The organism is Alteromonas sp. ALT199 (genome assembly GCF_018619335.1).
GTDB lineage: Bacteria > Pseudomonadota > Gammaproteobacteria > Enterobacterales > Alteromonadaceae > Alteromonas.
The window spans coordinates 184,459-198,009 of the sequence record NZ_JAHHDX010000084.1 but is presented as its reverse complement, the minus strand read 5'-3'; the positions used below and the strand labels follow the sequence as shown (position 1 = coordinate 198,009).

Genomic DNA, 13,551 nt, shown 5'->3' with positions numbered 1-13,551 from the left:
GATGAGTCATCCCTGAACTTTAAGTTCTGGAAGGGTTGTTATAGACGATGACGTTGATAGGCAGGGTGTGGAAGCGTTGTAAGGCGTTAAGCTAACCTGTACTAATTGCCCGAGAGGCTTAACCATACAACGCCCAAGAAGCTTTGGACTTCTAAGTGTTGTAGACAAGCTAAGCTCTGAAAAATGAGCAGCAAGTAAGAGTAAAAAGCAGTTACTCACTGATTGAATTAATATCAAACTTTCCCAAATTGTTACTAGTTTTTTCCTGGCAGCCATAGCGATACGGTACCACCTGACTCCATTCCGAACTCAGAAGTGAAACGTATTAGCGCCGATGGTAGTGTGGGGTTTCCCCATGTGAGAGTAGGACACTGCCAGGTCCCATTAAGAAAAACCCGCCTAACGGCGGGTTTTTTGCTTTATATAGAAGCTATAGCATCTTATTCATGCGAGCTCACAAAATTTAGTGAAGTTGATAGCCATCAGCTTTACGCAGTAAACGCTACTGCAAACCAGTTTTTCCTGGCAGCCATAGCGATACGGTACCACCTGAAACCATTTCGAACTCAGAAGTGAAACGTATTAGCGCCGATGGTAGTGTGGGGTTTCCCCATGTGAGAGTAGGACACTGCCAGGTCCCACTAAAAAGAAACCCGCCGTTAGGCGGGTTTTTGCGTTTGGACGAAACAAAAAATGGGGTCAGTGTACTTTTTTGAACGAATGCCCTAAACAGCGCAACAAAGCGCCTTAGCTTCGTTGTTTACAGGGTAGAAATGTACTCTGACCCCATTTCATTAGAAATGGTAAGCGTAGGATAGGTTTAGGAAGTCTAGGCCTGGATTGTCGTTGTTAAAGCCACCGTTTGAAAAGTGCATATAACGTAGAGCAACATGTTGCTTCTTATCGATCTCTACAAACACGCCTAATCTGTCTTCGAATTGGTAGTTAGATCCAATATCTTTACCAGCCACTTTTTGATCGCCTATGTAGCTTGCGCCAATACCTGCTTCTATATATACAGGATACTTGTCATATAGTGTGGACACCTGTTTCATAAAAACAGGAGTCAGTGATGCGCCATAACTAGTACTGTGTGTATCGTTCTCTCCATACTCCCAAACAACCGCACTCACTTCCCAGTAAAGCTTTATGTCGCCAAACCAATCTGTCGCTAATGTTTGTTCAAGCGGTCTGTATGCGAAGCGCATACCGTCAATATCATCAAAGCCGTGCATATAGTCGACACTGACAGTTTGCCTTGCCTGCGCGCTATTGGCGGTAAAAATGATGAAAAAAGAAAATAAAAGTAGTAATAACTGTTTCATAGTTGCTCCTTGATCTAATAATCAACAAGCAAAAAGTCATCCAACTTAAAAATGCAATAATTTCAGTTGGATAGGAGTTTAGATAGAAAGGATGTTGGTTTTTAGGAAGTCTACATTACTGACATTATTGAGTTTTTACAAGGGGTCCCATAGTGCGTTTTTATTAATACCTTGCTCTATCATTAATTGCTTCTTTAGTTGCGTTGTATCCTCAATACCATATCTTTCCTTAATATTTTTTATTTCGTCAGACTCAGTTAGTAGAAAAATATTTAATTCATCAATAATGTCTGGGTGATTTAAAGTAGATAAGGAAAAGGAAACAACATTATTGGGTAGTGTTAAGTCGGCAACAAATGCATCTGATTGTTGGATTCTTTGTATAAAGTGCAATGCGGCATAATATTCCACATCGAAAGCTTCTACTTTATTATCTTGTAAAAGCCTAAGGCCCTCATAAATACTGCTTACACCAATTACTTCAACCGACCCGTTTTTAATCGGTTGCTTCCATTTAGCAGGCGAGAACCCTTCGGGCGTTGCAAGTTTTGAAATGTGGCTAAGCTCTGTGCCTTGGTTTTCTTTTCTAACGAGAGTTACTGCAAATGTGTCGGTTAGTGACTCAGAATAAACTTTACCGAGCTTATGCGTTATTTGGTTATACCATTTAGGATTGTCAGGAAAGACGAAATCCACATTGCCTTTCGTTAATTCTATTTGAAGGCGTCTAACTGGCATGCTTAAGTAAATGAAATCATGTCCAGTTTTCTTGGAAAAAGCATCAAGGATAGCTCTACCTAATCCTTTATCGTGCTCTGATGAAAAGTTGTAATACGGATAATACTCTATGTCTTGTGCACCTACGATATAAGTTTCGGCATAAACAAATGGGCTTGAAACGGTGAGCGTCAGCAATAAAGTAACGACACGTACAAAGCGACAAACATTATTTCCAAACCTCTTCAATTTCCAATCCTTGTTCGTTAAGAAGCTGCTGAGACAATTGCTCAAAAGGGGTTATTCCGTATTTCGCTTTTATACTATCAATTAATTCGGAGTTTGAGGATATGAAATCATTCAGTTCACTAATAATGTCTTTATGATAAAGGGTAGACAAAGAAAAAGGGATTTCTTTATGAGGGAGCGTTAAATCTAAAGTAAACGCGCCTTTCTCATACGCTAGCGGTGCCGAGCTTTGACTGACGAAGTATTCCAAATCTAACCCGTCGACGCGGTCTTGATATAGAAGGGCTAAGCCTTGTTGTGTATTCGTAACCCAAGTAATTTTTGTAAGTTTACTGTCTATTCTTTGTTGCCAGTTTACTGGTGTAAACCCTAGTGGCATGGCTAGATTCTTTATCTTATCAATGCCTTCTCCAGCATTTTCTCGTTTAACGATAGTTCCTGTTACTGCACTGGTTAAGGGGAGCGAAAAATACTTGTCACTTGAAGTGGTGATGCTGTTATACCAGCCTCTGTTATCAGGGTATACAAAATCAACATTACCTTTAACCAACTCGAGTTGAAGCCGTCTTATAGGCAAACTCAAATAAATAAATTCGTGCCCAGAAGCTTCAGAAAAGGCTTCTAGAACTGACCAGGCTATGCCTTTATCTACTGGCGAAGAAAAGTCGTAGTGAGGGAAGTACGTTAAATTTTGTGCGCCAACTATATATTTATCTGCGTAGCTATTAAAACTAGATAAGGAGATAATACAAAGCGCCATCCATCGCATCATTTTATACTCCGAAAATGACAACTGTTCTCTACTGGTATAGCGGAATTATTTATATGTTACTTCACAAAGAAGAAAATTATTAATCAAAAAATAACCGTTTCACACACCATAATCTATTGCTATGCCTGTGTAAAAGGTTCAGTGGAAATCTCTTGAGCTTAGTGCCAGCTTTTCGAGCCAAGATGTACGGTCGATAAGCTTACCCGCAATAATGTGAATAACCCCCTCTTTTGAACGTTCAATAATACCGTTAACCTGAAGAAGCTTAGCTTTCAAAAAAGTTTGTTGCTGAGCTCGCGCCGTAGCTTGCCATACCACAACATTCATATTGCCTATATCATCTTCTAAAGTCAGAAAGGTAACGCCTGCGGCAGTGCCTGGGGCTTGTCGACCAGTTACTGCTCCAAGTACTTTAATAACAGACTTGTTTTTTTTGTCTTTAAGTGAATTTGACCAGCTTATGTCTTTAAGCTCATGTCGCTGCTTAAGCAGTGAAATAGGATGGTTATATACCGATAAGCCGGTTGATGCATAGTCTTCAAGTAAGTTTTCTGCTTCGGTCGGTACAGCACCCAGCGGTGTGGCACTCTTATCTGCATAAAAATCATCGGTATCAAATAGCGGTAAACGCGTTTGTGTATCCATAATTCGCCAGCGAGTTTCGTACCGGTTGCCTGAAATAGTACGAAGGGCATCGGCGCTAGCAAGTGCCTCTAGTTCATTACTTTTTAGCGATAGTTGCTGTAACTGTTCAACATTGGTGTAGCCTTTATCTGAACGGTTTTCCTCAATAAGCTGGGACGACACTTCACTTAAACCTTTAATAAGCTTAAGACCAAGCTGTATGTACTTTTCTTGGCCCTTTACAACCAAAGTGTGTTCTGCGCTTGACTGGTTAACGCAGGGTGCTTCTACCCGTATATGATGACGCTTAGCATCTTGAACTAACTGAGAAGGAGAATAAAACCCCATGGGCCAGCTATTTAACAGCGCAACGTAAAATTCGACGGGGAAGTAAAACTTCAACCAGCAAGACACATAAGCTAATACCGCAAAAGACGCTGAGTGAGACTCGGGAAAGCCGTACCCTGCAAAGCCTTTGATTTGTTCAAATAAATTATGAGCGAACGTACTCTCATAGCCTTTATCCGTCATACCCTTAATGAGTTTATCTCTGAACTCAAAAATTCTGCCGTCTTTTTTCCAGCTAGCCATAGCGCGTCGCAACTGGTCGGCTTCTCCGCCACTGAAGCCAGCGGCAACCATAGCAAGCTGAATCACTTGCTCTTGAAAGATAGGCACACCCATAGTGCGAGAGAGCACTTTTTCCACATCTTTAGATGGGTAGCTAATAGTTTCGTTGCCGTGGCGGCGTATCAAATAAGGGTGAACCATATCACCCTGAATCGGGCCTGGCCGTACAATGGCTATTTGTACGACCAAATCGTAATAGCGACGAGGTTTGAGCCTTGGTAGCATAGACATCTGAGCTCTTGATTCTATTTGAAAAACGCCTACGGTATCTGCCCGACAAATCATATCGAAAACCTGTTTGTCATCCCCAAGCTTAGTGATAAATGGAATACTGGTTTCAATAGAATACTGCTTGTTGATAAGAGAAAATGCACGGCGTATGGCGCTTAACATGCCAAGGGCCAGTACATCCACTTTTAAAAGGCCTAGAGTTTCAATGTCGTCCTTGTCCCACTGAATAATGGTGCGGTCTTCCATCGCGGCGTTCTCGACAGGGACAAGGTCGTAAAGCGGACCTGCGCTAATAACAAAACCGCCTACATGCTGCGATAAATGTCGGGGCGTACCCAATAAGGCTTCGGTAAGGGTAATTAACTGCTGTACTCTAGGCTCTTCAGAATTTAGACCAAGCCCAGCTAGCTGAGATTTCCACGGAATAACGCTGTCGCGGCGATTGATTTGTTTAACCACAAAATCAAGTTGTGACTCGCTAAAGCCTAGCGCTTTACCCACATCTTTAAATGCTGATTTAAAGCGGTAGCAAATAACGGTAGCCGCGATAGCGGTCCTTTCTCTGCCGTATTTTTGATAAATGTATTGGATTATCTCTTCACGGCGCTGATGCTCGAAATCCACATCAATATCGGGCGGTTCGTTACGTTCTTTGGATATGAAACGCTCGAACAGTACACTTATTTGCCTAGGATCTACGGCGGTTATCTCTAGGCAATAGCACACTACAGAGTTTGCTGCCGATCCCCGCCCTTGGTACAAAATGCGCTGCCGCTTGGCAAATTGAACAATGTCATAAATGGTTAAAAAGAAATACTCGTACTCCTGCTCGGCAATAAGCGTCAGTTCTTTTTCTATAATTTGGCGGATTTCAGTGGTTATACCTTCTGGAAAGCGTAATTTAATACCGGCTTCTACGCGCTCCCGCAAATATGAGGTAGGCGTATAGCCCTCTGGCACAAGTTCCGAAGGATAGTGATAGCGCAGCTCTTCTAAAGAAAACGTGAATACTTGGGCTAAGGCAATGGTATTGGCTATCCACTTCTCAGGGTAAAGCTTCTTTATTTTTTGTATGGTGCGCAGACTACGTTCTGCGTTACTCAACGCTTCCCGACCTATTTTATCTACACTGGTATGTGTGTTAGTAGCATGCAATACATGTTGAAGCGGCAGCCTGTCAGCGTGATGCATGAGTGCACCCGTACAAGCAATAACCGGAAAGGGGTAGGCAGTCTGTAAATGGTTGTAGTGCGCAAACCTCTGATGATCCCGTCCGTCTAATAGACGCTGAGCACCAATGTAGGCATCGATGCTGGGATGCTTTTGCAGCCACTCAGCCCAATGTTTGTCGTGGGTCTCTTTTTGGCTTGGTAGCCAAATGAATTTGCAGTGACGAATGGTGCGCAAGTCCCACTCGGCCAGTTGATATTCTCCTTTTTCAGAGCGACGCCTGGCGTTAGTTATAATTCGGCATAGTTCGCTGTAGGCCGCTTTGTTCGGGCACAGCAGTACAAAAGATAAGGTGTCATCAAATACAAAGTAACTGCCAATAATAAGCTTAATAGGTAGGCCTTGATGGGTTATTTCATCAAAAGCTCGTACCACTCCCGCTACTGAGCATTCGTCAGTAATGGCAAGCGCGTCGTAGCCAAGGAAAGACGCTGTAGTCACAAGCTCTGCAGGAGAGGAGGCTCCGCAAAGAAAGCTATAGTTGCTTTGGCAAAAGAGTTCGCTGTATTTCATGATATCGCTTTTACCCTTTTTCTTTTCTTTAACCGCATACGGCTAACAAAAAAGTCCATGCACCCACCAGCGGCTCTCTTCGTCTTTAAATACTAAAAGCCTTACAGATTGCTCGGTCTGGGCAATGAAATAATCTCGCTTTATTGGGCTGTCATGCCACCACTCGCTGTGTAACCGCACGGGGCCAAAGCAAATTTGGGTCGCCTGAATAAGCGGCTTAGGTGTATCAAAGGTAAAGGTGGGCGTAATGTCAGTGCTATAAGCGTAATTACCGGTGCAGTCACCGGCGCTCGGCTCTGTCACCGTCATATATTCAAACTGATGGCTGTCAGCAGCGCGAGGTTGAAACGTACTGTTATCGCCTAGCTTGGCGTTTAAGCGGCCAATCAATTGTTTCTGAGCAACGTCATTAAACCTATCGCTAAAAAAGTCGCCATTCTGCGAATCTATTTCTTCAAACTGTTGGCAGGTAAGTGCAATGGCTGTGGCAGGCTCAGGTAACTCCAAGCCCTCAGTTTTAAGGCTAAACAGCGGTAGCCAGCTCTTCACCGAAGACTGAGGTAGTGCAGAATGAATATTAATATCCATTACAGGGGCTTCTCTGAAATGAATATGCACGCTAATGCTCGATGTATATAAATTCCTGGCCCGTAAATAGTGAGACAAATGCTCAAATTGCTGAGTGACAAAAGGCGTTAGGTGTTGCGTGTTTTCAATATCAAAAGGCAATAAAGTAAAGTTATCAAAGTGCTCTAAGGGCCTAAATAGCGTAACGCGGGGAAAAGTTTCTCCTCTAAGCGCAGTAAGATACATAATGGTGTTATTGTCGAAGCGCCGCCCCAGCTCTTGTACCGGCATGGCCAGCAGCTGTTGTACACGAGTAACGCCCACCCTTGCTAATGAGTCAATGGCTTTAGATGACAAAGCAGTAATAGCAAGCGGACACGCACTTAGTGCTTTCTTTATGTCATCTGGCGTATGCAAATAGGTATTGTATTTGTGTTGGGCTAATACTTTTGCGGCTTCAACCGTCCATGCGCTACCAAAATGATAATGAATATCTGCCTCTGCGAGTGCTTGAGTTAGGGTTTTCCACAGTGGCTTATGCCCGCCATAGTAATGGATTAGGTTATCTAGCCTCACTGCCAAACCGCTTACGCTATTGGAGTGAATGTGGTTGTCTAATACAATGTCAGAAGCTAATGGATAAAGTCGGTGGGCTAACTGCGTCAGCATATGCTTTTCGGCTTCTTCACTGAAAGGCAGAATATGCACGTAGGGGCAAAGCGCCGCTGCTTGGGCGAGTCCGTGACCAATTTCAATGCCTTCTTTTTTCGCAATATCATTACACTGCGTAATTTTATTTGTTTTACTGCAATACACAGCAATGGGGGTATTCAACGCTAATGACGAAGAACTTCCGTTAGCTTCGTTTCTAGCCCCTTGCCTGTGCGCACGTTTACTTGTAGCCGCTTGTATGTGGCTGTCTAAAGTAAGTTGATAACAGTAAATATAGGCCCACAGCATTATTAGTTCACAGAGTGTAAAGCCTGATCGGAAAGCGTGTTATGTGCCATGGCCCATTTAATGGCATGATTATCAGGGGTCCACCGATGAGAAATAACAATGTTATCTTTTGGCCACCCATGACGTTGTTTGCGTATATTCACCGACAAGGCATGGGGGGTGCCAAGTAGCGCAATATCTAAAGTAATGGGCAATGAGCTGTCGTTTTGGCTTGGTGTGCTGGTTTGTAAACCACCCTGTAAGCTTGTTTTTGAATAATTTAATGATGGGGCCTGTTGTTGTGGGGGAGTATACAGCAAGCACAGCGCATCATTATGCGTGGCCGCTACCTGTAGGCGCCGTGCTTCTTTTTGATTTATTGCATTACTCCACAGCACCACACAATGGCAAGCCGTACTTTTTAAGCACTGCTCTGCTGCCCACAATGACTCTTGTTCTGCACTTGTTTTTACTACCAGCACTTGTTGCGCTTTAAGCCCCAGATTTTCTAACCATGGTGACTGTAGTAACCCGGGAGGATTAATAAATACTACCAGTTTATGTGTACGATACTGGCAAATAACCTGTTTAAAGAGTGAAAGCTCACCCACGCCGGTTAGTGAGGAAATACGTACAAGACCCGTAGATGCTACGCCACCGTTAAGTGCTTTATCCAGACACGCAAAGCCCAGCGAAAATTTAGTTTCGCTTTGCTTTTGATCTCTAGCCCGCCAAATATGGGGATGCTTGTTAAGCACGGATAACGACTTTTTCATGGCACTCAAAATAAACTGTATTTATATACAGTATTATAGTGCAGCAATAACCCTTTTCAAGACAAAAGGTTTTTGTCTTGTTGTTTTAAGCGCTAACTTACTGATTAGTTTGAAAAGGTAAAAGTATTAAACTTTTAAAAGAGTAGGGATACAGGTTTAGGGCCGCCGACCCTAACAACATAGTAAGGCGGGCGACCCTAGCGCGTAATTAGCACATTATCAGCGCTAACAAAAGGAGAAGAGTAAAGGCTTACTCTTGTGGCGACGGTTCTTTTTGAGTCTTTGCTGTAGTACCGCTTACTGTTGCTGTAACGGTTTGGCAAAAAGCAATAAAGCCATCTGCGGTATTCTTTGCCCACACCATGCGAACATTGCTAGGCAGAGCCTTCACTACTTCTCGAATTTCCTCAAGAGTGACATCTTCATTCTGCAACGCCTTATTCAAAGACTCTTCAAGGGACATACCTTTTTCACAACAAGCCATAATAATGGTTGAAAAGTTGCGCATAAGCGGGTGCAGCGCATTGTATTGAGTTTGGTCGATAAGACGGCTTTTATAGGCACTTTCAATACGCGCGGTAAGGTTCTTTTCCAACGCATCTGTAACAAGCACAAGGTTGCGATAAGCATACGTAACCTTATTGCTGGTTTGCTTATTCGAGTGGCGCAACAGCGCCAGCTCTTTTTGCAAATTCTGCGCTCGCAGCACAAAGTAAATTAACAGCAGGATAAGTAATCCTATAACACCAAATGCAACGATCATGTTTATTTTACCTTTTGTTCTTTTATAAACGTGTTGATGTTTTGTTCCAATATGAAAAGTGGAACTGAGCCGTTTTCTAATACGGCGCGGTGGAATTTACGCACGTCAAAACGTTCACCTAACGCTTGTTCTGCTTTCTTGCGAAGGCCTTTGATTTTGATTTCCCCAATCTTGTAAGACAAGGCCTGCGCTGGCCAAGAGATATAGCGGTCTATTTCCGTATTGACGTTGTGTTCTGAAAGCGCGGTGTTTTCCATCATATAGTCCACCGCTTGTTGACGACTCCAGCCCATCGTATGCATACCGGTATCAACAACCAAACGACATGCTCGCCACATTTCATAGCTCAAGCGCCCGAAGTTGTCGTACGGCGTTTCATAAATACCCGCTTCAATACCTAAAAACTCAGAGTACAGACCCCAGCCTTCACCAAACGCAGAAATGTAAGTATTGCGACGTACCATAGGTAAGTCTTCAAGCTCTGCTGCTAATGAAATTTGAAGGTGATGACCGGGCACTGCTTCATGTAATGTCAAAGCAGGTAGCGCATACAAAGGGCGCTTATCAAGGGCATACGTGTTTACCCAGTAATATCCTGGCTGGTCATCGCGGCTAGGGTGGATGTAACGGCCCGTCGTATATTTGGGCGCAATAGCATCTGGTACAGGCGCTACGCCGTAGGGCGTTCTTGGCAAATACTCGAAAAGAGAAGGTAATTTCGCATCCATTTTCTTGGCAATAAACGACGCTTCTTTTAGCAAGTCTTCAGCGCTGGTGGCATAGAATTGCGGGTCTTCGCGTAAAAAACTAATGAAGTCGTTAATGTCGCCATCAAAGCCAAGTTCATCAACAATTTGCTGCATTTGCGCGCGGATGCGTTTTACTTCAGACAGACCTAAATCATGGATTTCCTGAGGGGTCATATCCGTAGTGGTGTAATGCTTGGCTCTATTGGCGTAATACGCCACACCGTCAGGCCAGTTGTTTGCGGCGATATCTTCACGGGCATTAGGAATATATTTATCTACCATGAAGTCATAGAACATTTGATATGCAGGCAGTACGCTGTTGTTTATTGCTGCTTTGCCTTGCTCTGCAAGCATTGTCTTTTGCTCGGCAGTGAAGTACTCAGGAAAGCGGTTAAACGGAGAATAAAAGCCACTGTCGACTGCATTTTCAACAATGTAGGACGCAACTGAGTCTTCAAACCCTTTCAGCACTACTTTAGGCTGCGTGTAGCCTTCTTTTAGTGCCTGCTTCATGTAAGTAATTTGCTGGTCAAAATAAGGCTTAAGCGCGGTTAAGCGGCTAATGTAGGCTTGATAGTCTTCTACGCGCTTAAACGTAGATAAGTTAGGAAGCGAGGCCATGGCACCATGAAAGCCATATTCTGAATTGATAGGCACTAAGTGTGCGCGATACGTATATTCATCCACATAGTTGGCTAAACGGTATTGCTGCATTAGCAAAGCAATATAAGCGTCAGTAGAGATATTCTCTTTTTTATACTGACTTAAGGCTTTTTGAAAAGCGCGCCATTGTTCATTTTGTGCTTTAAGTGCTTCGGGCGAAATATCGGGTAGCACATGAGCTAGAGAGCTATCGCCCTCGCGAGAGGCTAAAAGCGGCGAAACCGAAAGCTCGTACTGCCAAATGTCATCAAGTAGTTGATACAAGCTTTCATCGTCAAGGCTATTTGCAGACGAACTAACGCTGCAAATAAATAGTAATGCTGCTAACAGATAGCGATACATAAGGGTCTCCGGTAACCTTCACCGGATTGACGCCGGTGGCTACTCTTTCGTTGGTGTATATATTGGACTAGGGAAAGCCGTTACTTTATCAGATTTATTTTCTAAATTAGTAATTTTGGCTGTTCCTTTTTTGTTTACAGCGTCAATGCGTAAAACGTTGTGCATAGGAACATAAGTTTTTGTTACTTCAGAAAATTCAGCTTTTAATCTTTCATGACTAGGATCGACAACAACGCTCGTATGGGTATCCCACACAAAGTCGCCTATCTCAATAAAGCCAAATAAAGCACCTTGTATAAGGGTTTTCACATATAACTCATAGCGTTCACCATTACTGATAAATTGAACGCGGTAAAGAATATCGTCTTTCGACATGGATGCTGCTCTTCACTAAAAAATATAAATACTCCCGGAATCTGATCCGGCGTTTGGCTGACAATTTTACCTTGCTCTTAAAATGCGAGCAACGGTAGGAAACACATGGTAAACGTACGTAGTTTGTTGGTATTTCGCCTATTAACTGCGTTACCATGACGCACACTTAGTTATACGGTGAAATTACAATGATAAAAAAACTACTAATAGGTAGTGCAATGACAGCAATGACCTTTGCTGCTACTGCTCACGACCACACATCGACAGACAATGCTTTTAACCCTGATACACAGCGAATTAAATCACATCTGTTTTTCTTAGCAGACGATTTACTTGAAGGTCGTGATACTGGCTCTCGCGGTCATGAAATTGCGGCGCTTTATATTGCTACCGAATTTGCCAAATATGGTTTGAAGCCAGCAGGTACAGATGGTTACGTACAAAACGTATCGTTTCGCAAAGCCAATCTGGTTCAAGAGTCTCCCAAGTTTACCTTCACCCAAAACGGCGAGACCATAGATTTTGATTATCCAAAAGAGTATTTAGCTAGCCCGAGTTTGCTCAGCACTGAGGCTAATGTAAAAGGTGAAATGGTCTTTGTGGGCTACGGCATTGTGGCTGACGAGCTATCTCACAACGATTACAAAGACTTAGATGTAAAAGGTAAAGTTGTTGTAGCGCTAGCGGGTAAGCCAAGCGACTTTCCATCAGAAGAGGGCGCTCACTTTGCGTCTGGCTATCAAAAGCAAAAGTATGCGGTAGACAATGGCGCTATTGGCATGATCACCATTACAACGCCTAAAAATGAAAAGGTACGCCCTTATCAAAGCCGTTTGAACTACATTCATACGCCGCGTATGGCCTGGTTAGACGATAGCGGCGAGCCTGCGAATAGCTTTTCTCAGCTTAAAGGCGGCGCTTACATGAGTGAAGGGGCTGCGCGTAAGTTATTTGAAGGCGCAGAAAAGAGCCTTGATGACGTTTATGCTCAGCTTGAAGCAGACAAAGTACCGCAAGGTTTTGCGCTAAACGGTGTAGTAGATATCAGTAAGAAGAGCGTACACGACACCATTACAAGCCCAAATGTTGTAGGTGTGCTTGAAGGTTCAGACCCTGAACTTAAAAATGAGTACGTGGTTTTCTCTGCCCACTCTGATCACATCGGTTTTGCCAAAACAGTGAAGAAAGACAACATTAATAATGGTGCCATGGACAACGCGTCTGGCACGTCAGTGATGTTAGAAACTGCACGCCTGTTTAGCGAAATGAAAGAAAAGCCAAAGCGCTCAATTCTGTTCGTGTCGGTAACCGGTGAAGAGAAAGGCCTGTTAGGTGCAGACTATTTTGCCCGTAACCCGACCGTACCAGTTACATCAATGGTGGCGAACGTAAACCTAGATATGCCAATTCTGACCTACGAGTTTGCTGACGTTATAGCCTTTGGGGCTAACCACAGTGATTTACAAGAATCAGTGGAAAAAGCTGCTGCTAACGCCGATATTGAGCTAAGCCCCGACCCATGGCCAGAGCAGGCACTTTTTACTCGCTCAGATCACTATGCGTTTGTAAAACAAGGTGTACCTTCAGTGTTTATGGTACCGGGACTTAAATCAAAAGATCCTAACGTAGATGGCAGCAAGGTATTTGGCCAGTTCTTATCTACGCACTATCACAAGCCTAGCGATGATATTAATCAGCCTTTCAACTGGAATGCTGCAGAGACCTTTACTAAGGTCAACGCACAAATCGGCTGGACGTTAGCAAACCAAAAAGATAAGCCTAAGTGGAACGAGGGGGACTTCTTCGGTAATACGTTTAGTAAGTAGTCCATACATTTTCGACGTTAAAAAGCAGCATTTTTGTGCTGCTTTTTTTGTATAAGTGCTTTGACAATCACTATTATTGAACTAAATGAAACTTCCATTTTCTATTACCGTAAGACTGTAAACGTCAAAATTAGCTTAAGCTTCAAATTGTTAGCGTGTTATGAGTCATGGAGAGTTTTAGTTCGCCTGTACCTAATAACTATTGATACTCCATAAGCGTATTACATGGAATTTTTACGATTAGAAAATCAAATTGTAAA

Annotated in this window: 10 protein-coding genes and 3 rRNA genes; 4 read left to right on the top strand and 9 right to left on the bottom strand. The window is 43.2% G+C overall.

What is annotated here, in order from left to right; all coding sequences use genetic code 11:
- The 3 genes from KL866_RS09070 to rrf (KL866_RS09060) form a co-directional block, all read left to right on the top strand.
- Positions 1–126: ribosomal RNA gene (locus tag KL866_RS09070) — 23S ribosomal RNA — on the top strand; the annotation flags it as partial.
- Between the two features lie 138 nt (positions 127–264).
- Positions 265–380: ribosomal RNA gene (rrf, locus tag KL866_RS09065) — 5S ribosomal RNA — on the top strand.
- Between the two features lie 141 nt (positions 381–521).
- Positions 522–637 (top strand): 5S ribosomal RNA (gene rrf / locus KL866_RS09060).
- Between the two features lie 157 nt (positions 638–794).
- Here rrf (KL866_RS09060) and KL866_RS09055 read toward each other — a convergent pair.
- The 9 genes from KL866_RS09055 to KL866_RS09015 form a co-directional block, all read right to left on the bottom strand.
- Positions 795–1,325 (bottom strand): acyloxyacyl hydrolase, encoded by a 531-nt coding sequence (locus KL866_RS09055; RefSeq protein WP_025257111.1) that lies wholly within the window; start codon positions 1,323–1,325, stop codon positions 795–797.
- Positions 1,326–1,460: 135 nt separating this feature from the next.
- Entirely contained in the window at positions 1,461–2,291 is an 831-nt protein-coding gene (locus KL866_RS09050; RefSeq protein WP_025257110.1) for a hypothetical protein, read from the bottom strand.
- Positions 2,272–3,063, bottom strand: a complete 792-nt coding sequence (locus KL866_RS09045; protein WP_214994707.1) for a hypothetical protein — start codon at positions 3,061–3,063, stop codon at positions 2,272–2,274. The genes KL866_RS09050 and KL866_RS09045 overlap by 20 nt, the downstream gene beginning before the upstream one ends.
- Before the next feature lie 138 nt (positions 3,064–3,201).
- A complete protein-coding gene (locus tag KL866_RS09040) occupies positions 3,202–6,291 on the bottom strand; it encodes an error-prone DNA polymerase (RefSeq protein ID WP_025257108.1) in 3,090 nt (1,029 codons plus the stop codon).
- 42 nt (positions 6,292–6,333) lie between these two features.
- Positions 6,334–7,818 (bottom strand): DNA polymerase Y family protein, encoded by a 1,485-nt coding sequence (locus KL866_RS09035; RefSeq protein WP_029661551.1) that lies wholly within the window; start codon positions 7,816–7,818, stop codon positions 6,334–6,336.
- A gap of 2 nt (positions 7,819–7,820) precedes the next feature.
- Entirely contained in the window at positions 7,821–8,573 is a 753-nt protein-coding gene (locus tag KL866_RS09030) for a recombinase RecA (protein WP_025257106.1), read from the bottom strand.
- Between the two features lie 250 nt (positions 8,574–8,823).
- Positions 8,824–9,336, bottom strand: a complete 513-nt coding sequence (locus tag KL866_RS09025) for a hypothetical protein (protein ID WP_025257105.1) — start codon at positions 9,334–9,336, stop codon at positions 8,824–8,826.
- 2 nt (positions 9,337–9,338) lie between these two features.
- On the bottom strand, positions 9,339–11,090 hold the full coding sequence (locus KL866_RS09020; RefSeq protein WP_025257104.1) for a DUF885 family protein: 1,752 nt from the start codon (positions 11,088–11,090) through the stop codon (positions 9,339–9,341).
- A gap of 39 nt (positions 11,091–11,129) precedes the next feature.
- On the bottom strand, positions 11,130–11,465 hold the full coding sequence (locus KL866_RS09015; RefSeq protein ID WP_025257103.1) for a DUF1820 family protein: 336 nt from the start codon (positions 11,463–11,465) through the stop codon (positions 11,130–11,132).
- Positions 11,466–11,653: 188 nt separating this feature from the next.
- Between KL866_RS09015 and KL866_RS09010 the strand changes: the two genes are divergently transcribed.
- The gene (locus KL866_RS09010; protein ID WP_025257102.1) at positions 11,654–13,291 is read left to right on the top strand and encodes a M28 family metallopeptidase; all 1,638 of its coding nucleotides are present in this window, start codon (positions 11,654–11,656) and stop codon (positions 13,289–13,291) included.
- Positions 13,292–13,551: the final 260 nt, after the last annotated feature.